This is a genomic window from Pseudomonas sp. C27(2019), assembly GCF_008807395.1.
Lineage (GTDB): Bacteria > Pseudomonadota > Gammaproteobacteria > Pseudomonadales > Pseudomonadaceae > Denitrificimonas.
Genome location: NZ_CP043320.1, coordinates 2,098,499 through 2,122,792, shown reverse-complemented (window position 1 = coordinate 2,122,792; position 24,294 = coordinate 2,098,499). Strand labels below are relative to the sequence as shown.

Here is a 24,294-nt window from a genome sequence, read left to right as displayed (position 1 = left end):
GATAGAAATTGCGTGCTCTATAAATAACGTCAGCATTTAAAATATTATGCCCAATAATTACTTATCCCTCTCACCCAGCGACTTCGAAACCCTCGCCGCCGATATCTTATCTGCGCTGCACTCTGTGCATTTCGAACGTTACGGTGAAGGGCGCGATGGTGGGGTAGATGGTAAGTTTTTAACAAACGATGGTGGTATATGGATAGTGCAGGCTAAGCGCTATCGAGATGTAAAAGCACTGTTACGGCAAATGGAGCATGAGCAGAAAAAAATGCTGCAACTGCCCCAGACTCCAGCCCGCTACTTTTTGGTTACTGCGTGCTCGTTAAGCCCAGCAAATAAAGCAGCCATTCAGCAAGTCATGGGGCCGTTTATTTTATCTACGGGCGATATTTACGGCGCAGAAGATTTAGATGCGTTACTTCACCAGTACCCTGCTATTTACCGAAAACATCATCGGTTATGGTTGCATGGTGTCGAACAATTAACCCAGTATTTGCAACGTGCGCATTACATACGCGCCGAGGCCACATACGAGCGTATTATTCACGAGTCCAAAAGTTATGTTGCGCACAGTGCCGAGCATGCAATCAATCAGCAACTAGCTACGCAGAACAGTTGCTTGATTGTGGGTGACCCCGGCATCGGCAAGAGTGCCACCGCTGGGCAAATAGCTTTACGTCACCTGCTCGAAACACCCCAGGCAGAGCTGATTTGGATTGATGACCGTAATTTTGAGCAAGCGCTACAACTGATCCGTACTGATAGCCCTCAAATTATCGTAATGGATGATTTTTTAGGCGCTACGTTTTTGCATGATGATGGCATACTTGCGTTTCAGCGCGATTGGCAGGCTTTATTGCGTACCGCGCAGCGTGCCAATGAGCGGCTTAAACTCTTATTCACCACGCGTAACTACATACTTGAACAGGCGCTTGCGCAAATTGAAGATAGCCAACCGCTGATTGCTGAACTGTGTCAGCGTGCTGTGTATATTGAGCATAACAACGCAAGGTTTCGTGTCGAGTTGGTTTACAACCTGCTGCGCAAAGCAAACTTAGATACTGAGCAAATAGCACAACTGGTGCAGGATAAGCTGTATTGGCCCCTAATAAAATCCAGCAACTTTTCACCGCGGCTGTTAAAAATGCTGTGCAGCAGGCTGCCTGATATACCCGCCACACAACTGGCTGAGCATATTAAAACCGGACTCGAAGGCCAGCACCAACTGTGGCAGCAGGTGTTTCAACGCTTGAGTCCTGAGGCACAATGTTTGCTGTATCTGTGTGCGATTGCTGGTAAGTACGCTAATGTCACTGAGCTAAAGCGTGCTTTCCATACGCTTTATCCTCAAGTGCAAAATCGCCTTGCACCATTTAATAGCTTTGATAGAGCGCTGATTGAGCTAGAACCTACATTTATAAAAACAGAGCAGCATCTGGGTGATATTTGGCTTAACCCTACTAACCCGAGTTTAATTGATTTTTTACATAAAAATATTGCGGATAACCCACCACTTATTGATGCGTTGATCAACAGCTTAGAACATTTTGATTGGGGGCTTGATCATTTTAAAGTGACAGCTCCATCAAAGCATCCAATTGCCATTAGCGCAAAACAGCGCGAACACTTGATGCATAAACTGATAGAGTTGCTGCCCCAGCACAGTAGCAAGCTAATGCAGACCTTCACAAATGGTGATGGTGCATTGCAATGGGTAAATCAGCCGGATAGTTTCGGGGCTCGGCTTACCAAGCTTTGGCGTACAGTGATGAGTAATGCACAGCAAGCTGAAGCAACCTTACAGCAGATACAATTTTTACTGCCTTCAGATGCGCAGAGCTGGGAAGGCCTCTTGTTACAAGGTGGCATGCAAGAGCTTTTGGACTTGACGCGTTATTTAGCAGTTGATCAGCAAGAGAGGATCTGGCTGCTGGCTATGGATAACTTAAATAACAGTGAAGATGCCGCAGCACTTGCTGAGTTTTATCAGCAAGAGCCCAAAGCAAAGCGACTCTTTAAGCAGCAGAAACGTAAATTTATCCGCAAGCTATTAAGTGTCTGCTCTGAAGAAATTGATAGAGCAAACGATGCAGACTTTTTAGATGCTATAATGCACGACTTATACCGAATAGAAGAAGCGACAGGCGCAAATATAAGTGATCAAAAATATCACATTTACTCAAAGATTGATGACTCGTTTGCTGGTGATGAGTCTATATTTAGTGATTCCGTAACATATTATCAGAGACCTGATCATCAAGAAGACTTAGCAGAGTTTAATTTACAGATAAGCTTACTAACAGAAAATGTTGAATCACTTTTTTCAAGACTTGGCAGTGAGTGTGCTGGGTTGCATACTTAATATATAATTATTATTTATGTTGAGTAACATAGCGATTTAAGAAATGTTATTAAGTTATAGCATCGTTTTTGATAGAAAGGAAAAGTTTGGTGAAAATATTATTGCTCGGTGAATTTAGTGCGCTACACAAAAACCTTAAAGAGGGTTTAATTGAGTTAGGGCATGATGCTGTTGTTGCAGCTGGTGGGTGATACGTTGAAAATTGGCAGCTGGATACTTGCTTACCTGATGCTAGGTGTCAGGTCCCGCATGATTAATAACGTTCTTATAAAATAAATCCGGTCTCTTTTCTTGCCATTCTTTCATTGTTGCAATGGGCGTTTGATGGTGAAGAGCTCGCTGTGGAATATGGTGATTGTACACCCAGCAATAGCGCTTTAAAGTTTGCTCTAAATCTTCGGATGAATCATACCTGCGAGTTGCTAAAACATCACTGATGCGGCCATTAAAGCGCTCGACCATACCGTTGGTTTGCGGTCGACCCGGCTTGATTAAGCGGTGCTCTATACTGTGCTTCTCGCATACCAAGTCAAATAGATGGTTGCCCGTGGGTTTACGTTCACCACCTGCTGTAAAACGGTCAGTAAAGGACTTGCCGTTATCGGTAAGAACCTTCTGGATCTTGAACGGTGCTTTGTCGATTACACGCTTCATAAAGCGCTCAGCGTCTTTGGCGGACTGGCTAGGTAATACTTCGAGATACACCCAGCGCGTTGCACGATCGATGGCGACGTACAAATAGCGGCGCTGCTTCTCATCAGGCATTTGCGGTAAGAATTTGATGTCTATATGGATAAAACCAGGCTCATAATCCTTGAAGGGCTTATGCTTGGGTTCTGAGTCTTGCTCATTCTCTTGATCTTGTTTTCGCAGCTGCGCCAAGGTGGGCACCTGCCTTCTTCTCAGCATGCGTGCGAGTGCAGAACGTGAAAGAGTTGGATGAAGAAATTCACGCGCTACAACCAACAAGTCATCAAGACTCAAGCGTAGAAAATCACGGGCAACAATCAAAACCTCTTCTTGATGAGGGCTTAAAGTTGCCAGCAAGTTATGACGAGTATGCGAGCGGTCATAAACATCGGTACGATAACGCCAGCGACGAATTGTAGAGTCTGATACGCCATATTTACGTGCCAGCGCTAAATCGCTGGTGCTAGCTGGTGCTTGTTGTATCTCAGCTCTAATTTTTGGCGTTGTTGTAGCTTGTTTATGTAGCTTGATGTTCATGGGTATGCTCCCGGAAAACCTTCTGGATTAGCTCTCTTGCAACGAGTAAAGGATAACTCCTAAAACTCATTTGATCATCCGGCACTCTACAGCTAGGTAAAGCCATGATGAAGTTATTTATTGCCAGTGAAATTGTGTTTGCAGCAGGGTTTTATGGCTGGACGTATTTTTTAACAGGTATGTACGGTTTGGAAGGTGTCGCCATTGCGCATGCAATTAACTATGTGATTTATTGGGTGGTGATGGGTGTGTTTATTGGTAAGACAGTACTAAGTAATATGAAATAATTATGAGATTTATATACGATACTCAAATCTATCTCTAAAAAACACTTGTTGCAGTATAGTTTGAATAATTAATTAGATAATTATAAGTATATTGAATGAATAATATAGTAAACATCTTTAAAGATAAAATAAAAGAATCTGATATTGAGGATTCAATTGACCTTGCTTATTATTTTGGGGAGTTTCTTTTTTATAATGAGCTTCCTTTTTTTGACGTCTCTTTAATTGAAGAATATTTAATAGAACGTGTAACTCAAAAAAATAATTCTTTTTGTTTTCAAGAATTTGAAAATAAGGGTGATTTGTTCTTGGTAACTCAGCCATATATCACTGGCGGACATACAAGGCTTATGGAAAATCTAAGTCTTATGATTGATAGTGAAAAACATCTTCTTATCACTAGAGGTGCTGATAATTTTACAAAACAACGATTAGGTGCCTATTTTTCCCAAATAAATACTCTTTATAGGTCTCGAGATGAGGAGTCCACTGAGTATGTTAACAGGTTAGTTAAGGAGTTAGTTAATTATAATAGATTAATACTTAATATACACCCTGAGGACATATTTTCAGTTATAGCCTGTGGGATTGCAAAAAAATTAAAAAATAGTTTGAAGGTTTTTTTTGTGAACCATGCTGATCATGCTTTTACATATGGTGCATCGGTAGCTGATTTTTGGTTTGAAATAAGTTTGTATGGCAGGGAGGTTGATAAGCTTAGAAATATTAAAGGGGAAAAAACATTTATAGGTATACCTATAAATAAACCAGACTCTATTTTTTTTGATAGAGTAGAGTATCCGAAGCTAGATAATGCAACTAATTTTATCAGTGCTGCATCATACGTTAAGTATAAGCCTTGCAGGAAATCTAAAATATTCCCGCTACTCTATATGATTTTGACTGAAAAAAGTAATTCATCAATAAAAATCATTGGAGTAAATATTTTTAAAAACTATTGGTGGTGGATTCCGAAGCTTAGGTTTTGTAAAAGATTAATTACCTATAGGTCACTACCTTATGATGATTACATAAGAGCTACGAGTGAGGCGGATTACTATATAGATAGTTACCCAATGCCAGGTGGTACAGCTTTTGTTGAGCAATTTATTCAGGGTATACCTTGTATTGGATTGAAGTCTGATTTTTTTGGGTACACACCATTAGAGTGTGTTAAGAAAAAGAGTTGTGCTGAAGTTATTGATATGCTTAGGAACCCGCCAAGACAAGACGAGATTATAAGTATTCAAGAGCGTATTTTTTCTGTGCATGGATTTAGTCAGGTTAAAAAAAGATTTGTAGGTGCCATAGATACTGGTGAGATATATTCAAATCCAATGATTGAGTATATAGAGGATACTGGGATAAGAGATTTTCATAAGAAAAGATTTACTTTTTCTGCTAGATCTTTAATTTTTTTATATAAATTAGATAGAATATTTTTTTTGAAATCTTTATTTTTGGCAAAACCTTTGTCAATAATAAAGATGTCATTTTTTGCAGTTTATCAATATGTCAAATATAGATAGAAATTCTACTAGGGGGCCGAAATGAAACTTTTAATCACCGGCGGTGCAGGCTTCATCGGCTCTGCAGTCGTACGCCACTTGCTACAACATACTGACCACTCACTTGTTAATCTCGACAAGCTCACCTATGCAGGTAACTTAGAATCTTGCTTATCGGTAAGCGATAGTCCACGCTACGCTTTCGAACAGGTTGATATTTGTAACCGTACTGAGCTTGATCGAGTGTTTAAAGAACATCAACCCGATGTAGTCATGCACCTAGCAGCCGAAAGTCATGTGGACCGCTCAATTGATGGCCCAGGTGACTTCATTCAAACAAATATCGTCGGTACTTATAATCTATTAGAAGCCGCTCGCGCTTATTGGAACAAGCTAGAAGGTGATGCTAAACAAGCTTTCCGCTTTCATCACATCAGTACTGATGAAGTTTACGGTGACTTACCACATCCTGATGAGTTTGCAGATCCTGCAGAAGCGGCTCAACACTTGTTTACCGAAACAACAGCTTATGCGCCAAGTTCGCCATATTCAGCTAGTAAAGCTAGCTCAGACCACTTAGTACGTGCTTGGCATCGTACCTATGGCTTGCCGATTCTCGTCACCAACTGCTCAAACAACTACGGCCCTTATCACTTCCCTGAAAAATTAGTGCCACACATTATTCTTAATGCGTTAGCGGGTAAGCCTTTGCCGGTTTATGGTGACGGCAGCCAAATTCGCGACTGGCTGTATGTAGAGGACCATGCGCGTGCACTGGTTAAGGTGGCTACTGAAGGTCAGGTTGGCGAAACCTATAATATTGGCGGTCACAACGAAGTGCGCAATATTGATGTGGTTCGTATATTATGCGGCCTGCTTGAAGAGCTAGCACCTGAGCAGAAGCCTGCGAATGTTAGCAAATATGAAGATTTAATCACTTTTGTTAAAGACCGTGCCGGTCATGATGTGCGCTATGCCATTGACGCCAGCAAAATTGAGCGTGATTTGGGCTGGGTGCCTGAAGAAACTTTTGAAACGGGTATGCGCAAAACAGTGCAATGGTATTTAGACAATAAAGATTGGTGGCAGCGTGTGTTAGATGGCAGCTATCGTTTAGAAAGATTAGGAGATCATTCGTGAAAGGCATCATCTTAGCAGGCGGATCTGGTACGCGTTTACACCCTATTACCAAGGGCGTTTCCAAGCAGTTATTGCCTATTTATGATAAGCCGATGATTTATTACCCATTGTCGGTACTTATGCTGGCAGGTATTCGTGAGGTGTTAGTTATATCCACGCCTGAAGATTTACCAGGATATAAAAAATTACTGGGTGATGGTTCTGATTATGGCATTGATTTGAGTTATGCAGAGCAGCCGTCTCCCGATGGCCTTGCACAAGCCTTTATTATCGGCGAAGACTTTATTGGTACTGATTCTGTTTGTCTTGTATTGGGCGATAATATTTTCTACGGCCAGAGTTTTTCTAAACAATTACAAGCAGCTGTTAACCGTCCTTCAGGAGCTACTGTTTTTGGCTATTTAGTGACTGATCCTGAGCGTTTTGGCGTGGTGGAATTTGATGAGCAAGGTAAGGCGCTCAGCATTGAAGAGAAGCCATTACAGCCAAAATCTAACTATGCTGTTACAGGTTTGTACTTCTATGACAATGATGTTGTTGAAATCGCTAAAGCTGTAAAACCATCTGAACGCGGTGAGTTAGAGATTACTTCAATCAATCAGGCTTATTTAGAACGTGGAGATTTAAATGTTGAGCTGCTAGGGCGCGGTTTTGCATGGTTAGATACAGGCACACATGAAAGCCTGCTAGAAGCAAGTATGTTTGTGCAAACTGTTGAGCATCGCCAAGGTTTAAAAATTGCATGTTTAGAAGAAATTGCATTTAACAAAGGCTGGCTAACCCGTGAGCAGTTAGTCACACAAGGTCAGCAGCTAAATAAAACAGGCTACGGTCAATACCTTCTACGTTTGGCACAAGAGAAATAGGTCATATCACCATGAATGTAATAGATACGCCCTTGCATGGCGTTAAAATCATTGAGCCAAAAGTATTCGGCGATCACCGGGGCTTTTTTAAAGAAACTTATAGCGCTGAACGCTACGCAGCCATGGCAGGTATTATCCAGCCTTTTGTACAAGACAATCACTCCCGTTCTCGCAAGGGTGTTTTGCGTGGTTTACATTTTCAGAAGACTAAACCACAAGGCAAATTAGTCAGCGTAACTCGCGGTGCTGTCTATGATGTAGCCGCTGATATTGATCCTAGCTCACCAACCTATGGCCAATATGTGGGTGTTGAGTTGTCTGAAGATAATCATCGTCAGCTGTGGGTGCCGCCAGGTTATGCGCATGGTTTTGTCGTGCTAAGTGATGAAGTCGATTTTGTGTATAAGTGCACTGACTACTATGACCCTTCCGATGAAGGTGGCGTGGCTTGGGATTGCCCAATGCTGAATATCGCTTGGCCGCTTACAGAAGTACAGCTGTCAGAAAAAGATAAACACTACCCAGGGTTAAAAGATTTGCATGTTTAAAGTTCTTGTTACAGGTGCAAAAGGCCAAGTGGGTAGTGAATTGGTTAAAGCTGCTCCTGCTGGGTTTACAGTGATTGGTTTGGGTTCTAACGAGTTAGATATTACTAATCAGCAGCAAGTAACTGCTGTAATGGCGCAATACAAGCCTGATTTGATTATTAATGCCGCGGCTTATACAGCAGTAGACAAAGCAGAAAGTGATATTGAAACAGCTTTTGCAGTGAATGAAAAAGCCGTTGCCTTGCTAGCTCAGGCTGCTTATGACGCAGATATCCCACTGTTCCATATATCAACTGACTACGTTTTTGATGGACAAGCTAGCACTCCTTATAAAGAAACTGACACTGTTAACCCACAAAGCGTTTATGGCGCAAGTAAGTTGGCTGGCGAACAAGCTTTAGAGCGCACCCACGCTAAGCATATTATTCTACGCACCAGCTGGGTGTTTGGTGCGACAGGTAATAACTTTGTAAAAACTATGTTGCGCTTAGGAAAAGAGCGTGAAGAGCTATCTGTGGTAGCCGATCAATATGGCTGCCCAACCAGCGCTAGAAGTATTGCAGAAGTTTTGTGGCAATTGGCTGAGAAATACGTGGCTGAGAGAACATTACCTTGGGGTGTTTACCATTTTAGTAATTCGCCTGCTTGCACTTGGTATGAGTTTGCTTGTGAGATCTTTGAGCAAGCGGTAAAAGCTGGAGTGTTGGAGCGAAAGCCTGTAGTGCATCCGATTACAACTGCTGAGTATCCGACACCTGCGAAGAGGCCGGCTTGGTCGGTTTTGGATTGTGGGAAGATTGAAAGAGCCCAAAGTATTGCCCTAGTTCAATGGTCAGAAGAAATAATTGATATTTTTTAATTTGTTACGGCTAGTAATTAAGCTGATAATTTTATAATTGTAAAACTATGGTATATACCTTGAAAGTGAATTTATATTATAAAGAATCCAATAGAACTAATAGGCTTTCATTGCAAGGTCTTTGGATTTTTATGATCCAGATTTTTTTTGTATTAATGCTAACTCTACCTACAGCTTTTCAAATGCAGCGTGGTGTTTTTTTAGCTTTGATTACAGCCGTTGCAGGCATTTTTGCACTTAAACAGTGGAGTGTTAATAGAGATATATTTTATATTTGGTTAGCAACAATAGTTGTTGGCTTTTTTGGTGTTTTTTGGGGTGTGGTTAATGACGCACCTGGAGCGTTACGAGTCTCTACTGTTTATATTGTATGGCCTGCACTGTTCTTGATTTATATTGGTTTATCCCATAGTCTAAATATTATAAAAGCTCTAGAGAAAGCAGTTTTTTTAGGCATTCTGTTAGCAACAATTACTTCGCTTATAGTTATGTTTGCTGGTTATTTAGGATATGAGGGGGTTATATATCCACTGCTTGTTTTTTTAGATGCAGGATTTGGTAGTTACGATGGTCATATTGCTTATAGAGTATATAGTTTGACTACAGTTATGTACGGCTTTACTTTTATTCTTAGTTATATTTTAGTTAATCGGAATGAGCTTCAAGGATTTAAAAGAGTTTTTATTTATACGCTATTGGTTTTTATTGTTATAGCAGCTTTAGGCTCTGCACGACGTGCTTTTTGGTTGGTTATGCTACTAGGTCCCTTCATTGCATTGTTTTTTTTACAAGCTTCTTATTTTCGTTTAAATTTAACTAGGTTTTTATCTTTAATATTTAAAATTTTTTTTGTTTTTCTCATTTTTGTTCCAATTTTAATTTTGATACTGAAATTGGATTTGAATACATTGCTTGAGCTGTTTGTTTCTGCATTTTCGAGTCAAGAGAGTTCTACTGGCCTTAGATTTTTACAGGCAGAATCCCTCTGGAGTAAATTTATCCAATCACCATTGATTGGCCATGGCCTTGGCAGTGCTGCAGACGTAGTGCGTTCGAGTGAGCAGCCTTGGGCGTATGAACTTTCTTATCTAGCATTATTGATGAATGTAGGGGTGATAGGGTTTATTGTATATGCGGCAGCAGTACTATGGATTATTGTCAAAGGTATTAAAATATCACGTAAAGATAGTGCTTTTGCTAAGTTATTTGTTCCGCTAGTGTCTGCGCTTTGTACATTTTTGATTATGAATGCTACTAATCCTTACCTGGGTAAGTTTGATTACCTTTGGGTTATTTTTTTGCCACTAGCTCTTATTAATGCTTATTTAACTCAACGGACTCAATATGATTGATATTGTAATTGTAAACTGGAATGCTGGTTATCAGCTTAAAGAGTGCTTGGAGTCCGTGCTCAACTATAACAAGAGTGAAGTATCTAGCATTGTTGTGGTTGATAATGGTTCTACCGATGGCTCAGCTGATGCAGTTGATGGTATGCCAAATGTTACAGTTATTCGAACGGGTGAAAATCTAGGTTTCGGTGCTGCCTGTAATATTGGCGCTAAGGCAGGCCAGTCCCCTTATTTGTTATTTCTTAACCCTGATACACGACTTGAAGCTGAGTCTCTTACAGTACCTTTGACGTTCATGGAGCAGTCAGAAAATCAGAGTGTTGGGATTTGTGGTATTCAATTAATTGATGAGCAGCAAAACGTAAGCCGCACCTGTGCACGTTTTCCTACTATTAAACGCTTAATATCATCTACTTTAGGGTTGGATAAACTACCCCGTTTAAAGGGTGCCGGTGTTCACATGAACGATTGGGATCATTTATCTTCTGCTGAGGTTGATCATGTCATTGGTGCTTTTTACTTAATACGTCGTAAAATTTTTGAGCAGGTTAGCGGGTTTGATGAGCGTTTTTTTGTTTATCTTGAAGATCTTGATCTCTCAAAAACAGTAAAAAATGCAGGATGGTCTAGTTGGTACCTTACTGAAGCAAAAGCATTTCACGCGGGTGGCGGCACTTCTCGTCAGGTGAAAGTACATCGACTCTTTTACTCACTGCGAAGTCGTTTACTGTATGGCTTCAAGCACTTCCCTACGTGGCAAGCGTGGTTGCTGGTATTGGTTACCCTTCTCATTGAGCCTTTTACGCGCTCTATATGGTGTCTTTTAAGTCGTGACTTAGTCGGTGTTAAACATACATGGGCTGCATATCGGATGCTATGGGGCTCACTAAAATATATCATCCAAGGTAACGGTCGCTATAACCCATGAAAGTATTACTACTGTCTCGATATGGACCGCTAGGCGCAAGCTCTAGAGTGCGTTTTCTTCAATATCTTCCTTACTTTAGTTCACAAGGTATAGATATGGCTGTTAAGCCTTTGTTTTCTGATGCTTATGTTCAGGCACTTTATAGTGGCAATAGTAAGTGGAAAGAAGTTGTTAAAGGTTACTTTTATCGTTTATTTTTGCTGTTTACTGCAAGGAAATATGATCTTGTAATCATTGAAAAAGAACTCTTTCCGTTTATGCCTGCTCTAGCAGAGAGATTTTTACGAATTATTAGGGTTCCATATTTAGTCGATTATGATGACGCGATTTTTCATAATTATGATCGCCATAAAAATCCAGTAGTAAGAAGACTACTCGGGAAAAAAATTGATACGGTAATGCGACTGTCGAGTGCTGTTACAGTTGGCAATAGTTATCTTGCCGAACGTGCCAATAAAGCTGGTGCGATCAAGGCTGAAATCATTCCTACAGTCATTGATGCAGAGCGCTATCAATGCCAGCGTGAAGCAACTCCTGAGGTCATTACAGTTGGTTGGATAGGTACGCCGCAAACTAGTCGTTATTTAAAGCCACTTCTGCCTGTATTTGAGTCACTACAAAAAAAATACTCTGTGCGCTTCGTTGCTATCGGAGCAAACGCAAATGACTTTGTGGGAACACCGGTAGAAGCTTGGCCCTGGACAGAAATTACTGAGGTTTCATCTATCCAGCAGCTCGATATTGGAATTATGCCGCTGACTGACTCGCCCTGGGAACGAGGTAAGTGTGGCTATAAACTCATTCAATATATGGCATGTGCTATTCCTGTTGTGGCTTCACCAGTTGGTGTTAACTGTGAAATTGTTAGAGAAGGTGAGAATGGAATGCTAGCTGGTTCTATTGATGAGTGGTCCAGTGCCCTGGATGCAATGCTGAAGGCAGGACCTGAGCGGCTTGAGGAAATGGGGCGTGTAGGACGTAAAAGTGTTGATGATTGGTACTCTTTAAATAGACAGAAGTCTAGGTTTTTAGAAGTGATGAGAGAAAGCTTAAAGGGCAGTTTATCATGAGCATAATTGCTGGCTTTACTTATAACGAGACTGATCCTGGTTTATGCTTAACAGGTGTTTTTAATAATTTTAAAAATAAAAATTATTTTTTAAATAACGTATGGTCTGATAAAGGCTCACATATTGCCTTAGGTTTTTCTAGTTCATCTTCAGCTGATAAACAACCTATGGAGTCAGTCTGTGGGCGCTATGTTTTGGTATTTAATGGGAAAGTATATAACCAGCTAATATTGCATAACCAACTTTTAAATTTAGGGCTGAATAGATCTAGCCAAGAATTTTCTGATACTGAGATACTATCAGCAAGTATTTCTGCATTGGGTATAGATAAAACCTTACTCTCAATAGCAGGAAAATTTACTATTGCTGTGTGGGACAAAAAAAACAAAGTATTAACTCTAGCGCGAGATCGCATGGGTGAGAAACCTTTGTATTGGGGTTGGTCGGGTGACTTGCTTATTTTTTCTTCTGAGCTAGCAGCAATAAAAGCACATCCAAAGTTTGAAGGTGTTGTCAATCGTGATGCCTTAACGCTATTACTTCGTCACTGCTATATTCCAGCTCCTTACAGTATTTATCAAGGCATCGAAAAGCTCTTGCCTGGCCATGTTCTGCAAATTCCGCTCCAAGGTAATTTAAGCAAGTCAAAGGCCGCTTCATCTAAACCTTATTGGTCGCTGAATCAATTGGTTGAGGAAGGAATTGCTGAGCCTTTTAACGGCACATCTGAACAAGCAGTTAATGTGCTAGAAGCTCAACTAAGAGAAAGTATTACAGAGCAAACTTCTGATAATAATTCGTTTGGTGCTTTTTTAAGCGGTGGTGTTGATAGCTCTGTAATTACTGCATTGTTGCAATCTCAAAATGATCTCCCAGTAAAAACTTTTACTTTAGGTTTCGATGAGGCTGGTTATAACGAAGCAGAGCATGCAAAAGCTGTCGCAAAATTTTTGGGTACTGAGCATACCGAACTTTATATAAAGCCAGATGATGCGTTAGATTTAATCCCACATTTACCGAGTATCTATGCCGAGCCCTTCGCAGACAGTTCGCAAATACCAACCTTTCTAGCTCAACAGCTTGCTAAACAGTATGTTTCAACGGTCTTAAGTGGTGATGGCGGAGATGAACTGTTTGGTGGGTATAATCGTTATATCGCTGCGCAGAAAGTATGGAAGCCAGTACAACGCATGCCCAAAATTATTCGTCATATCGCTGCTGGGAGTTTACGCTCTTTATCACCTAATAGTTGGGACAGGCTATTTGAGTATGCAAAGCCAATACTGCCTAAAAAGCTACAGTTATCTATTCCAGGTGAAAAAGCGCGGAAATTGTCTGAAGTTTTAATGCTTTCAAGTGGGGAAGAATTTTACAGACAGCTTACTAGTCACTGGACTGATCCCGTCAGCGTGGTCATTAATGCACAAGAACCCATTACCTTATTAACTGACTCCGCAGCGTGGCCTAAGACAGATAGCCTTCAACATTCAATGATGGCCATGGATGTCCAAACTTATATGGTTGATGATGCTTTAGTGAAGGTTGAGCGTGCTGCTATGGCTAACAGTTTAGATGTGCGGGTGCCAATGCTCGATCATCGTGTGGTGGACCTAGCTTGGAAAATGCCTTTGAATTATAAAATTCGTAATGGGCAGGGTAAGTGGTTATTAAGGCAGGTGTTATACAGGCATGTACCTAAGCAACTTATTGAGCGCCCGAAAGCAGGGTTTGGTATACCGTTAGCAAGCTGGCTGCGTGGACCATTAAGGGATTGGGCAGAGTCTTTGTTGAATGAAAGTCGCTTACAGCAGGAGGGTTACTTTTATCCTGCTCCCATTCGAGCTATGTGGCTTGAACACTTAAGTGGCAAGAAAAATTGGCAGTATCATTTGTGGAATGTGCTTATGTTTCAAGCATGGTTAGAAGTGCAATAATTTAATTTTAAATGGTCTATTTATATGTTTGATTTAAGAAAAGTAAACCTAGCCGTCATCGGCCTCGGCTACGTTGGTTTACCTTTAGCCGTTGAATTCGGTAAAAAGCGTACCGTAGTCGGCTTTGATATTAATCAGCCACGCATTGCTGCGCTGCAAGCCGGTCACGACAGTACTTTAGAAGTCAGTGATGCAGAGATGGCTGAAGCCGCTCAGCTTAGTTACACCTCGAATATGGACGACTTAAAAGACTGCAACGTTTTTATTGTTACCGTGCCAACGCCCATCGATGATTTTAAACGCCCAGATTTAACGCCTTTAATTAAAGCCTCTGAAACTATTGGCAAGGTGCTAAAAAAAGGCGACATCGTTATTTACGAGTCGACTGTGTATCCCGGCGCAACAGAAGAAGACTGTGTCCCCGTACTTGAGCGGGTATCGGGTTTGGTCTTTAACCAAGATTTTTATGCGGGCTACAGCCCAGAGCGTATTAATCCTGGTGATAAAGAACACCGTGTGACCAATATCAAAAAAGTCACTGCAGGTTCAACGCCAGAAATTGCCGATATTGTCGATGCGCTGTACAACGAGATCATCACTGTGGGCACACATAAGGCCAAAAGCATTCGAGTGGCTGAAGCGGCAAAGGTGATTGAAAACACTCAGCGTGATGTGAATATTGCTTTAATTAATGAGCTTGCGCTGATTTTTAATAAGATGGGTATTGATACTGAAGCTGTTTTAGAAGCTGCCGGTACCAAGTGGAACTTCTTGCCGTTCCGTCCAGGCTTAGTGGGCGGGCACTGTATTGGTGTTGATCCTTACTATCTAACGCACAAAGCGCAATCGATTGGCTATCACCCAGAGATCATCCTTGCTGGTCGTCGTATTAACGACAGCATGGGGCAGTACGTGGTGTCGCAGTTGGTTAAAGCCATGATGAAAAAGCGTATTCAAGTGCAAGGCGCGCGTGTGTTGGTGATGGGCTTAGCCTTTAAAGAAAACTGCCCCGACCTTCGCAATACTCGTATTGTAGATATTGTGACTGAGTTAAAAGATTACGGTGTGCAGGCGGATGTATTTGATCCATGGGTTGCTGTAGAAGAAGCTCAGCGTGAGTACGCAATCACACCAATCAGTCAGCCTGAAGCTGCGACCTATGATGCGATTATTTTAGCGGTTGGTCATCAGCAATTTAAAGAGATGGGCGCTGCCGAGATTCGCGCTTTGGGTAAGTCAGAGCATATTTTATATGACTTGAAGTACTTGCTGCCTGCTGAAGAAAGTGATTTGCGTTTATAACACCCAACAAGGAGGCCCACTGGTTGGGTTGAGTACATGACTGTTTACGACACATTATTGAAACGTCTGACCCGCGAGCCTAAAACTTGGCTTGTTACCGGTGTGGCTGGTTTTATTGGATCGAATTTGCTTGAGCACTTATTAAAGCTCAACCAGACCGTGATTGGCCTTGATAACTTTGCGACTGGGCATCAATACAATCTTGATGAAGTTCAAGGATTGGTCACGCCGGAGCAGTGGGCAGGCTTTACGTTTATTGAAGGTGACATCCGTAATTTAGAGGATTGTCAAAAAGCCTGTATGGGTGTGGATTATGTGCTGCATCAGGCAGCTTTAGGTTCGGTTCCGCGCTCGATTGCTGACCCGATCACCACTAATGCAGCCAACATTACTGGCTTTTTAAATATGCTTGTTGCTGCACGTGATGCACAGGTCACAAGCTTTACTTATGCAGCCAGCAGTTCGACTTATGGTGATCACCCTGCTTTACCTAAGGTTGAAGAAAACATTGGCAAGCCCTTATCACCTTATGCGGTGACTAAGTATGTGAATGAACTGTACGCCGATGTTTTCGCGAAAACCTATGGCTTTAACTGCATTGGTTTGCGCTATTTTAATGTCTTTGGAAAGCGCCAGGACCCTAATGGTGCCTACGCTGCAGTGATTCCAAAGTGGACGGCAGCAATGATTCAAGGCGAAGAGCTGTTTATCAATGGCGATGGCGAAACCAGTCGTGATTTTTGTTTTATTGAAAATACAGTGCAAATGAATTTACTGGCTGCCACTGCGCCTGATGAGGCGAAGAACGAAGTCTATAACGTGGCAGTGGGTGATCGCACGACGCTAAATGACTTGTTCTATGCATTACAGTCGGCATTAGCTGAGAACGGTAAACCCTATGCAAACCAGCCTGTGTACCGTGATTTCCGCGCCGGTGATGTACGCCATTCGCAAGCGGATATTAGTAAGGCAGCGAATAAACTTGGCTATGCGCCTGAGTACCGAATAATGGATGGAATTGCTAAGGCGATGCCTTGGTATATTAAAAATGTTGGTTAAGGCTATGCTTGCTAATGGATAAAAAAAAGATTCTATTTATTGTAAATGAGCCTTGGTTTTTTTTATCCCACCGACTGCCCATTGCTGTAGCTGCTCAAGAGCAAGGGTATACAGTGTGTGTCGCGACTAAGGCGGGCGAGACAGTTTCAGATATTTCTAGAATGGGTTTTATCCATCATGAGATTCCATTATCGCGTAGCGGAAGTAGTGTGCTTAGTGAGCTTTCCAGTTTGATCGCTATTTGGCAGCTGCTAAGAAAGGTTAAGCCGGATGTTGTCCACTTAGTGACAATTAAGCCTGTTTTGTATGGTGGCATCGCCTCTCGTTTTACTTCAGTCAAAAAAGTAGTTGCTGCTGTGTCAGGTTTGGGCACTTTGTTTTTAGCCCAAGGCATTAAAGCTGAAGTGAAACGTAAATTAGGCGCTGGATTATATCGTTTAGCATTGCGCTCGAAAAAGACGACGGTCATTTTGCAAAACCCAGATGACAAGCAGCTGCTTTTGGATCTAGGGGCAGTTAAGCCAGAGCAAACAGTTTTAATTAGAGGCTCAGGTGCCGATTTGAGCGCCTACCAGTTTTTGCCCGAGATGCTAGATGGTAAACCTGTTGTAACATTTGCTGCGCGCTTGCTGTTTGATAAAGGCTTAGCTGAGTATGTTGCGGCTGTTGAGTTACTTAATAGTCGCGGTGTAGAGGCTGTTTATCAAATAGTTGGTGATATGGATTTTGGCAACCCTACAAGCGCGACGGAAAAGGATATACAAGCTTGGAAGGTCATACCTAACCTCAGTGTGTTGGGTTATCAGAAAGATATGGCAGCAGTTTTTAAAAACTCCAATCTTGTTGTTTTGCCATCGTACCGTGAAGGGCTGCCTAAGGTTTTGATTGAAGCTGCTGCTTGTGGGCGTGCAGTAATCACTACTGATGTACCTGGTTGCCGTGATGCTATTGAGGCAAATAAAACAGGCTTGTTGGTGGCAGCTAAAAATATTGCTGAGTTAGCGAATGCGATTGAGCTGCTGGTTAAGGATGTTGAGCTTAGAGTGAAAATGGGTATCGCAGGTCGTAAGCTGGCTGAAGAAGCGTTTTCTATTGAGCAGATTATTGAGCAGCATTTATCTATCTACCAACAGGTAGGCTAGTTGTTTGACTCTGAGGTGTTTACCAATTGATTAACGCTAACAGGCTGCTTTTAACAGGCTCTACTGGCTTTGTAGGCGGCGCAATACAACAACGTATTCTCGTTGATGAACAGTACGACTTAACCATTGCAGTGCGCCGTGAGGTTGGTGCACCAAGCACTGTGCACGCTGTACAAGTCGCTGATTTAACTGCCCAAACTGATTGGACTGATGCGCTGCAAGGTATTGATGTGGTGATTCATTCAGCTGCGCGCGTGCATGTGATGAATGAAACCTCTGCTGATCCTTTAGCTGAGTTTCGCAAAGTGAATGTTGAAGGTACCTTAGCATTAGCACGGCAGGCTGTTGCTGCTGGTGTTAAGCGCTTTGTATTTGTTAGCTCTATCAAGGTCAACGGTGAGGGCACAACTCTCGGACAACCTTATACTGCAGATGCTGCAGTAAACCCAAGTGATCCCTATGGGGTTTCTAAATATGAGGCGGAGCAGGCGCTGTTGGCGTTAGCGCAAGAAACCGGTTTAGAGGTGGCTATTGTACGGCCTGTTTTGGTGTATGGCCCAGGCGTAAAGGCCAATTTTCGCAGCATGATGAAGTGGGTGCAGCGCGGCGTACCTTTGCCTTTGGGTTCCATCCACAATAAGCGTAGTCTGGTTGCGTTGGATAACTTGGTTGATTTGATTTTGACCTGTGTTGAGCATCCTGGGGCTATTAATCAAGTGTTTTTGGCCAGTGATGGTAACGACTTATCAACCACGCAAATGTTGCAGCAACTGGGTGTGGCGCTGGGTAAACCTGCGCGCTTGTTACCTGTACCTATGAGTTGGTTGAATTTAGCTTTTAGCTTGCTGGGCAAAAGAGATTTTACTCAACGCTTATGTGGTTCGTTGCAGGTGGATATTGCTAAAAATGAGCAGTTACTGGGCTGGACACCGCCTGTGTCTGTTGAAGAGGCCATGGGTAAAACGGCTGCGGCGTATTTGGCAGAGACTTAGTTTGCTGGTTTTAAGAGCGGGTTATGTGGCGGGGTTGAATATAACCAGGTTGGGTAGACAGCTCGCGGGCACAAGTGCCCGTCCTACGATAATGTGTATTCCGTCCGAAGATAATGTGTTTTATGAGAGATTTATGGCGAAGACATTATTGATATTAGGTGCCGGTGGGCACGGTAAAGCGGTAGCCGAGTCAGCTTTGTTGTCTGGCGCTTGGCAGCGGGTATTGTTTGTTGATGACCGCTGGCCTGCGTTGCAAGAATCCTTTGGTTTGCCTGTGGTCAGTGATGTAGCGGGCTTGGATCGGTTTGCTGATAAGGTGCAAGGTGCGATTGCCGCGGTTGGTAATAATCAAGTGCGTGAGCAGTGGTGTGTTGCCATTGAGGAAGCAGGTATTGAGTTGGTGTCTGTCGTGCATCCACGTGCTTATGTCAGTGCCTCGGTCGCTTTAGGTGCCGGTACCGCTGTGATGGCGTTGGCTATGGTCGGTGTTGATGCGCAGGTCGGGCGGGCGGCAATTATTAATGCCAATGCCACACTGGACCATGATGCTGTGCTGGGTGACTTTGCTCATCTAGGTGTAGGCGTGCAAATTGCTGGCGGTGTACGTGTTGGTGCACGGGCTTGGTTGCAAGCAGGTTGCAGTGCTGGCTACAGCGTGGTGGTAGCTGAGAATGAAAATATAGCTGCAGGGACAGCTTTACGTGCTTGAGTTTACAGTGAGTTTATCTAAGGACTACCGATGAATAGCGGGCTGATTGTTGCAGTTGTGTTTATAGCTGCTTTTGTATTGACCTGGGCTTTACGCCGTTATGCGTTGGCCAGCAGTTTGATGGATATTCCCAACGAGCGCAGTTCGCATTCGGTGCCCACGCCGCGCGGTGGTGGTGTGGCGATTGTCTTGAGCTTTCTTGCAGTCATACTGTTGATGGGTGTGATGCAGTGGCTGTCTTGGTCATTTGTGATCGGCATTGTCGGCGCAGGTACCGGTGTGGCGGTGTTGGGGTTTTTAGATGACCATGGCCATATTGCCGCGCGCTGGCGCTTGCTCGGACACTTTGCATCAGCCGCTTGGGCACTCTACTGGCTGGGTGGTTTGCCGCCGTTGCTGGTGTTTGGCTATGCCTTTGATTTGGGCGTGATCGGCCATGTACTAGCAGCGGTGTATATCGTGTGGTTGCTTAATCTGTATAACTTTATGGATGGTATCGACGGTATTGCCAGCATCGAAGCGATCTGTGTGTGCTTCGGTGGGGCCCTATTGTATGTGTTGCTGGGTGCTGGTTCGACATTGGCGCTGGTGTCTGCGCTGTTAGCCGCTGCCGTGGCTGGATTTTTATGCTGGAATTTCCCACCAGCACGAGTTTTTATGGGTGATGCTGGCAGTGGTTTCTTAGGGCTTGTTCTGGCAGTGCTATCGTTGCAGGCAGCTTGGTTTAAGGCTGAGTTAATCTGGAGTTGGGTGATTTTATTGGGTGTGTTTGTGGTGGATGCAACCTTTACCCTGCTGCGCCGTTTATTGCGTGGTGATAAGGTCTATGAAGCGCATCGCAGTCATGCTTATCAATACGCGTCGCGTCAATATGCTGCACACCGTCCAGTGACGCTGGCTGTTCTGCTGATTAACTTAGCTTGGCTGCTGCCTATGGCTTTATTGGTGGGCCTTGGTTATTTAGATGGCTTGCTTGGCGTGCTGATTGCTTATATCCCTTTAGTGCTGCTGGCTGTGAAATTTAAGGCCGGGCAGTTGGAAAAGGCTGGTGCTTAAGATGCATGCATTGGGTTTAATATCGATGACAATCTCACAGAATCTAAAGGAACACAGATGAAGCTCAAAGACAGATTGTTGGGTCTACCGCGCCGTTATAAGCGTTTGCTGCAGGTGCTCACAGATATCATCTTGGTGTGGTTTTCTCTGTGGATGGCGTTTGTCGTGCGCTTGGGTGTGGACTATCCGGTTGATGTGTTAGGCGAGCAACGCTGGTTGTTTATCATCGCGCCGCTGATTGCCATTCCGCTGTTTATTCGCTTTGGTATGTATCGCGCGGTGATGCGCTATATCGGTAAAGAAGTGCTGGTGGCCATTACTAAAGCGGTGACCATCTCGGCCTTGGTATTTGCCCTGGCTATTTATTGGTTTCAAGACAGTACCGCCGTTATCCCGCGCTCGTTGGTGATTAATTATTGGTGGGTGAGTGTTGTCACTATCGGTGGTTTGCGCTTGCTGATGCGCCAGTATTTTCTGGGTGACTGGTTGGAAGCCGTGCCCAGTATGCCGTTTAAGAAACAGACTGACCATTTACCACGCGTGGCGATCTATGGCGCTGGCTCGGCGGGTAATCAGTTGGTGACGGCTTTGCGCATGGGTAAAGCAATGCGTCCCGTTGCCTTTATTGATGATGATGATGCGATTGCCACACGCACCATTGCAGGCTTGCAGGTGTATAAGCCCAAGCATATTCAGCAAATGATTGAGCGCACCGGCGCAACACAGGTGTTATTGGCCATGCCCTCGGCGACACGCGCACGGCGGCGTGAGGTATTGACTGCGTTAGAGCCGTTTGCGCTGCATGTGCGCAGTATTCCAGGCTTTATGGATTTGGCCAGCGGCCGGGTTAAAGTGCAGGATCTGCAAGAAGTCGATATTGCTGACCTGCTCGGTCGTGATGCCGTAGCCCCGCAGCTTGAGTTGTTTGAGCGCTGTATTAAAGAAAAGGTGGTGATGGTGACCGGGGCGGGTGGCTCGATTGGCTCGGAGTTGTGTCGGCAGATTTTAGCCAGCGGCGCGACCACTTTGCTGTTGTTTGAGCACAGTGAATTCAATCTCTACAGCATCCAAAAAGAGCTGGATGTACGGGTGCGTAAAGAAGCCTTGCGTGTGCGTGTGCTGCCGATTTTAGGCTCGATTGCTAACCTTCAGCGTTTGCGCGAGGTGATGACTACTTGGAAAGTGAATACTGTGTACCACGCCGCGGCCTACAAGCATGTGCCGATGGTGGAGCACAACACCGCTGAAGGTATTCTTAATAATGTCATCGGCACGCTCAATACCGCACAAGCTGCCATTGCCGCGCAAGTTGAGCACTTTGTGCTGATTTCTACCGATAAAGCCGTGCGCCCGACCAATATTATGGGTAGTACCAAGCGTTTAGCTGAAATGGTGTTGCAGGCGTTGAGTAAAGAGCTTGCTGTGCCCATGTTTATGGATACTGCGGATGAGCACAGTTATGTCAATAGCACGCGTTTCACTATGGTGCGCTTTGGTAATGTTCTGGGCTCGTCGGGCTCGGTGATTCCGTTATTTCGTGAACAAATTAAGCACGGCGGTCCGGTGACAGTTACCCATCCCAAGATGACCCGCTACTTTATGACCATTCCCGAAGCCTCGCAGTTGGTGATCCAAGCCGGTGCCATGGGGCAGGGCGGTGATGTGTTTGTTTTGGACATGGGTGAGCCAGTGAAGATTGTTGAGCTGGCGGAGAAAATGATCAATTTAACCGGCTTAACTGTGCGCAGTGAAAGTAACCCCAGCGGTGAAATTGCGGTTGAGTTCAGTGGTTTACGCCCAGGTGAAAAGCTTTATGAAGAACTGCTGATTGGCGATAATGTTTCACCGACGGAACATGCAATGATCATGCGTGCCGATGAAGACTTTTTGCCGTGGTCTGAGTTGTCGGTGGTGCTGCAGGAATTGCTGAGCGCAGTCGACAGTGGTGATTGTGTACTGATTCGCCAAATTTTGCGGCAAACCGTTGATGGTTATGTGCCGCAGGGTGAGTTGGTGGATTGGGTGTTTAATCAGAAGAAGTTGAGCCTGCAAGCGCCGCTTTGAAGGTCGGCGTGGGTTTTCACGTGGGCATGAATGCCGACCTTACGGTTTGTGCGCAAGGTGTGCGTGGGGAATAGCTTCGTGCGAGGGTATGGATGTTCAGCCTACCGGTGCTCTGATCAAACGTTGTTGACGGTTATAGCATCATCTGTGCAATAATCGATTTTGAGTATTATCTTGGCTTTTTAATCGTTTTGATGCGCGCGTAATCCATATCAGATGGCGATCCAGCGAATATCATCGATTTTGAGCAGACGACAGCTGCTTATTCGGAGAGTCTTATGTTTGACTTGCCCACAGATCCTCTCGGTGCAGCTTGGTTGGCGCGTACCTATGACGTACGGCCCTTGGGGCGACTGCCGGTTATGAGCCAAGTAGGCGGGCGGCGCGCCACGCAGATTGATGATGGATTCCGTCTGGAAACCTACCCTGAGACAATGCGTCCAGCGACACAGTCGAGCGCGCATTTGCAGTTCCATTTGCGCCATGAGGTGGTGCATTTGGAGTTTTTGTCCCGCCTTTTTGCATGCAGCGGCCCTGATTTTGTTCAAAACTGGGTTATGGCTGAACCCACAGGGCAGTATGCCCGCCGCGCTGCGTTCTTGTACGAGTGGCTTACTGGGCAAGTGTTGCAGTTGCCCGAGCGGCTGAGTGGTAATTACGTCAATGCGCTCGACGACAGCAAGCTGGTGGCCGCTTCAAATGACCGGATCAGCAAAGTGCAACGCTGGCGGGTCAACGATAATCTACCTGGGACACGGCACTTCTGCCCTACTGTGGTCAAGACCGATGTCGTCATACAGGCGGCCGCTTTGGACATACCCAAGCTGTTCGCCGCGCTGACTGCTGAGTTTGGCGAAGACCTGCTGATGCGTGCAGCGGTATGGCTAACGCTACGTGAAAGTAAAGCCAGCTTTGCTATCGAGGGCGAAGCAGATCGAGCGGGCCGTGTACAGCGTTTTGCCGACGTGATGGCGCGACGTACTGGGCAGGGTGAATTGCCGCTTAGCGACGCGGCGTTGGCGGAGTTGCAGCGGGCTATCCTCGGTGAGCGCACGACCATCACTCACTTCGGCCTGCGTCAGTCTCCTGTGTTTGTCGGCGAAACTGTTCGCTATCAAGACGTTGTGCACTATGTGGCGCCTCCCGCTGAGGACGTTTGTGCCATGCTGCATGGCTTGCAGGTATTTCTTGAAAGAACACAGGGCCAATCAGCCGTTATGCGCAGCGCGGTTGCGGCCTTCGGCTTTGTCTATATCCACCCTTTGGCTGACGGCAATGGTCGCGTGCATCGTTTTCTAGTTAACGATATTTTGCGGCGTGACGGTGTTATCCCAGAGCCAGTGATTCTGCCAGTTTCAGCTGTTATCAGCGACGATGCGCTTGAACGGCGCGCCTATGACCGGGTGTTGGATCGGGTATCCAAACCTCTTATGCAGGCCGTGCGTGAACAGGTCAAGTTCAATGCGGTGCAGACCTCTTATCCGGATGGAGTGGTTTCTAACCTTGAATTTAAAGGGGATGCACAGTCTAGGCCGTTATGGCGCTATCCTGACCTCGGACCGCATGTCGTGTTTTCGGCTAACATTATCAGCCGTACACTGACCGAGCAGATGCGCGATCAATCACGCTACCTGCGCTGTCATGCACAAGCGCGTGCGGCGCTGAAGGAAATTGTCGAGATGCCCGACCAACAGGCAGACCGACTGCTGCGTTCCATTGAGCAAAACCGTGGCGCTCTCAGCAATGTACTCGCCAAGGAAATGCCGGTGCTCTGCCAGCACGGGGTGTGGGATGAGATTGTCGCAGCAGTTGCTCAAGCTTTTCAGGAAGACGCAGATATTTTCTCTACATCGGAATAATTATTCATTGTGTTTAAGCTTTGTCGT

20 protein-coding genes are annotated in these 24,294 nt (G+C 44.5%); 19 read left to right on the top strand and 1 reads right to left on the bottom strand.

Annotated features, from left to right (window positions below):
- The first annotated feature begins 46 nt into the window (after positions 1-46).
- Entirely contained in the window at positions 47-2,365 is a 2,319-nt protein-coding gene (locus FXF61_RS09665) for a restriction endonuclease (RefSeq protein ID WP_151185062.1), read from the top strand.
- A 231-nt stretch (positions 2,366-2,596) separates the two neighbouring features.
- On the opposite strand, the gene FXF61_RS09660 is transcribed toward FXF61_RS09665, so the two are convergent.
- Positions 2,597-3,592 (bottom strand): IS481 family transposase, encoded by a 996-nt coding sequence (locus FXF61_RS09660; protein ID WP_151185061.1) that lies wholly within the window; start codon positions 3,590-3,592, stop codon positions 2,597-2,599.
- 104 nt (positions 3,593-3,696) lie between these two features.
- Between FXF61_RS09660 and FXF61_RS09655 the strand changes: the two genes are divergently transcribed.
- The 18 genes from FXF61_RS09655 to FXF61_RS09570 all read left to right on the top strand — a co-directional run bounded on the left by FXF61_RS09655 (position 3,697) and on the right by FXF61_RS09570 (position 24,267).
- Positions 3,697-3,879 carry a hypothetical protein gene (locus FXF61_RS09655; RefSeq protein ID WP_151185060.1) on the top strand — a complete coding sequence of 61 codons (183 nt, stop codon included), beginning with the start codon at positions 3,697-3,699 and terminating at the stop codon, positions 3,877-3,879.
- A 95-nt stretch (positions 3,880-3,974) separates the two neighbouring features.
- Complete coding sequence (locus tag FXF61_RS09650) at positions 3,975-5,408, top strand: hypothetical protein (protein WP_151185059.1); 1,434 nt, start codon at positions 3,975-3,977, stop codon at positions 5,406-5,408.
- A 21-nt stretch (positions 5,409-5,429) separates the two neighbouring features.
- Positions 5,430-6,527, top strand: coding sequence for a dTDP-glucose 4,6-dehydratase (gene rfbB, locus FXF61_RS09645; protein ID WP_151185058.1), 1,098 nt, complete (start codon positions 5,430-5,432; stop codon positions 6,525-6,527).
- Positions 6,524-7,393 (top strand): glucose-1-phosphate thymidylyltransferase RfbA, encoded by an 870-nt coding sequence (gene rfbA / locus FXF61_RS09640; RefSeq protein ID WP_151185057.1) that lies wholly within the window; start codon positions 6,524-6,526, stop codon positions 7,391-7,393. The genes rfbB and rfbA overlap by 4 nt, the downstream gene beginning before the upstream one ends.
- 11 nt (positions 7,394-7,404) lie before the next feature.
- The gene (gene rfbC, locus FXF61_RS09635; RefSeq protein WP_151185056.1) at positions 7,405-7,941 is read left to right on the top strand and encodes a dTDP-4-dehydrorhamnose 3,5-epimerase; all 537 of its coding nucleotides are present in this window, start codon (positions 7,405-7,407) and stop codon (positions 7,939-7,941) included.
- Complete coding sequence (gene rfbD, locus FXF61_RS09630; RefSeq protein ID WP_151185055.1) at positions 7,934-8,800, top strand: dTDP-4-dehydrorhamnose reductase; 867 nt, start codon at positions 7,934-7,936, stop codon at positions 8,798-8,800. The genes rfbC and rfbD overlap by 8 nt, the downstream gene beginning before the upstream one ends.
- A 131-nt stretch (positions 8,801-8,931) precedes the next feature.
- The gene (locus FXF61_RS09625) at positions 8,932-10,152 is read left to right on the top strand and encodes a hypothetical protein (protein ID WP_151185054.1); all 1,221 of its coding nucleotides are present in this window, start codon (positions 8,932-8,934) and stop codon (positions 10,150-10,152) included.
- Positions 10,145-11,080: a glycosyltransferase family 2 protein gene (locus FXF61_RS09620; protein ID WP_151185053.1), complete on the top strand. Its 936-nt coding sequence runs from the start codon at positions 10,145-10,147 to the stop codon at positions 11,078-11,080. Before FXF61_RS09625 ends, FXF61_RS09620 begins: the two co-directional genes overlap by 8 nt.
- Positions 11,077-12,150, top strand: coding sequence for a glycosyltransferase family 4 protein (locus FXF61_RS09615; protein WP_151185052.1), 1,074 nt, complete (start codon positions 11,077-11,079; stop codon positions 12,148-12,150). The genes FXF61_RS09620 and FXF61_RS09615 overlap by 4 nt, the downstream gene beginning before the upstream one ends.
- On the top strand, positions 12,147-14,084 hold the full coding sequence (gene asnB / locus FXF61_RS09610; protein ID WP_151185051.1) for an asparagine synthase (glutamine-hydrolyzing): 1,938 nt from the start codon (positions 12,147-12,149) through the stop codon (positions 14,082-14,084). Before FXF61_RS09615 ends, asnB begins: the two co-directional genes overlap by 4 nt.
- 24 nt (positions 14,085-14,108) lie before the next feature.
- Positions 14,109-15,386, top strand: a complete 1,278-nt coding sequence (tviB, locus tag FXF61_RS09605) for a Vi polysaccharide biosynthesis UDP-N-acetylglucosamine C-6 dehydrogenase TviB (RefSeq protein ID WP_151185050.1) — start codon at positions 14,109-14,111, stop codon at positions 15,384-15,386.
- 36 nt (positions 15,387-15,422) lie between these two features.
- Complete coding sequence (locus tag FXF61_RS09600) at positions 15,423-16,445, top strand: NAD-dependent epimerase/dehydratase family protein (protein WP_151185049.1); 1,023 nt, start codon at positions 15,423-15,425, stop codon at positions 16,443-16,445.
- Between the two features lie 14 nt (positions 16,446-16,459).
- Entirely contained in the window at positions 16,460-17,587 is a 1,128-nt protein-coding gene (locus tag FXF61_RS09595; RefSeq protein ID WP_151185048.1) for a glycosyltransferase family 4 protein, read from the top strand.
- 29 nt (positions 17,588-17,616) lie between these two features.
- Positions 17,617-18,579, top strand: a complete 963-nt coding sequence (locus FXF61_RS09590) for an SDR family oxidoreductase (RefSeq protein WP_151186067.1) — start codon at positions 17,617-17,619, stop codon at positions 18,577-18,579.
- Positions 18,580-18,712: 133 nt separating this feature from the next.
- Entirely contained in the window at positions 18,713-19,288 is a 576-nt protein-coding gene (locus FXF61_RS09585) for an acetyltransferase (RefSeq protein ID WP_151185047.1), read from the top strand.
- A 30-nt stretch (positions 19,289-19,318) separates the two neighbouring features.
- A complete protein-coding gene (locus FXF61_RS09580) occupies positions 19,319-20,344 on the top strand; it encodes a glycosyltransferase family 4 protein (protein ID WP_151185046.1) in 1,026 nt (341 codons plus the stop codon).
- Between the two features lie 57 nt (positions 20,345-20,401).
- Positions 20,402-22,408 carry a nucleoside-diphosphate sugar epimerase/dehydratase gene (locus tag FXF61_RS09575; RefSeq protein ID WP_151185045.1) on the top strand — a complete coding sequence of 669 codons (2,007 nt, stop codon included), beginning with the start codon at positions 20,402-20,404 and terminating at the stop codon, positions 22,406-22,408.
- 278 nt (positions 22,409-22,686) lie between these two features.
- Complete coding sequence (locus FXF61_RS09570; protein ID WP_151185044.1) at positions 22,687-24,267, top strand: Fic family protein; 1,581 nt, start codon at positions 22,687-22,689, stop codon at positions 24,265-24,267.
- The last annotated feature ends 27 nt before the right edge of the window (positions 24,268-24,294 follow it).

Coding starts and splice junctions, on each gene's coding strand:
- FXF61_RS09660 (WP_151185061.1), bottom strand. CDS start 3,592: ATGAACATCAAGCTACATAAACAAGCTACAACAACGCCAAAAATTAGA.
- FXF61_RS09585 (WP_151185047.1), top strand. CDS start 18,713: ATGGCGAAGACATTATTGATATTAGGTGCCGGTGGGCACGGTAAAGCG.
- rfbD (WP_151185055.1), top strand. CDS start 7,934: ATGTTTAAAGTTCTTGTTACAGGTGCAAAAGGCCAAGTGGGTAGTGAA.
- FXF61_RS09655 (WP_151185060.1), top strand. CDS start 3,697: ATGATGAAGTTATTTATTGCCAGTGAAATTGTGTTTGCAGCAGGGTTT.
- FXF61_RS09665 (WP_151185062.1), top strand. CDS start 47: ATGCCCAATAATTACTTATCCCTCTCACCCAGCGACTTCGAAACCCTC.
- FXF61_RS09570 (WP_151185044.1), top strand. CDS start 22,687: ATGTTTGACTTGCCCACAGATCCTCTCGGTGCAGCTTGGTTGGCGCGT.
- FXF61_RS09620 (WP_151185053.1), top strand. CDS start 10,145: ATGATTGATATTGTAATTGTAAACTGGAATGCTGGTTATCAGCTTAAA.
- FXF61_RS09625 (WP_151185054.1), top strand. CDS start 8,932: ATGATCCAGATTTTTTTTGTATTAATGCTAACTCTACCTACAGCTTTT.
- FXF61_RS09595 (WP_151185048.1), top strand. CDS start 16,460: ATGGATAAAAAAAAGATTCTATTTATTGTAAATGAGCCTTGGTTTTTT.
- rfbB (WP_151185058.1), top strand. CDS start 5,430: ATGAAACTTTTAATCACCGGCGGTGCAGGCTTCATCGGCTCTGCAGTC.
- FXF61_RS09600 (WP_151185049.1), top strand. CDS start 15,423: ATGACTGTTTACGACACATTATTGAAACGTCTGACCCGCGAGCCTAAA.
- FXF61_RS09650 (WP_151185059.1), top strand. CDS start 3,975: ATGAATAATATAGTAAACATCTTTAAAGATAAAATAAAAGAATCTGAT.
- rfbC (WP_151185056.1), top strand. CDS start 7,405: ATGAATGTAATAGATACGCCCTTGCATGGCGTTAAAATCATTGAGCCA.
- asnB (WP_151185051.1), top strand. CDS start 12,147: ATGAGCATAATTGCTGGCTTTACTTATAACGAGACTGATCCTGGTTTA.
- FXF61_RS09615 (WP_151185052.1), top strand. CDS start 11,077: ATGAAAGTATTACTACTGTCTCGATATGGACCGCTAGGCGCAAGCTCT.
- FXF61_RS09575 (WP_151185045.1), top strand. CDS start 20,402: ATGAAGCTCAAAGACAGATTGTTGGGTCTACCGCGCCGTTATAAGCGT.
- tviB (WP_151185050.1), top strand. CDS start 14,109: ATGTTTGATTTAAGAAAAGTAAACCTAGCCGTCATCGGCCTCGGCTAC.
- FXF61_RS09580 (WP_151185046.1), top strand. CDS start 19,319: ATGAATAGCGGGCTGATTGTTGCAGTTGTGTTTATAGCTGCTTTTGTA.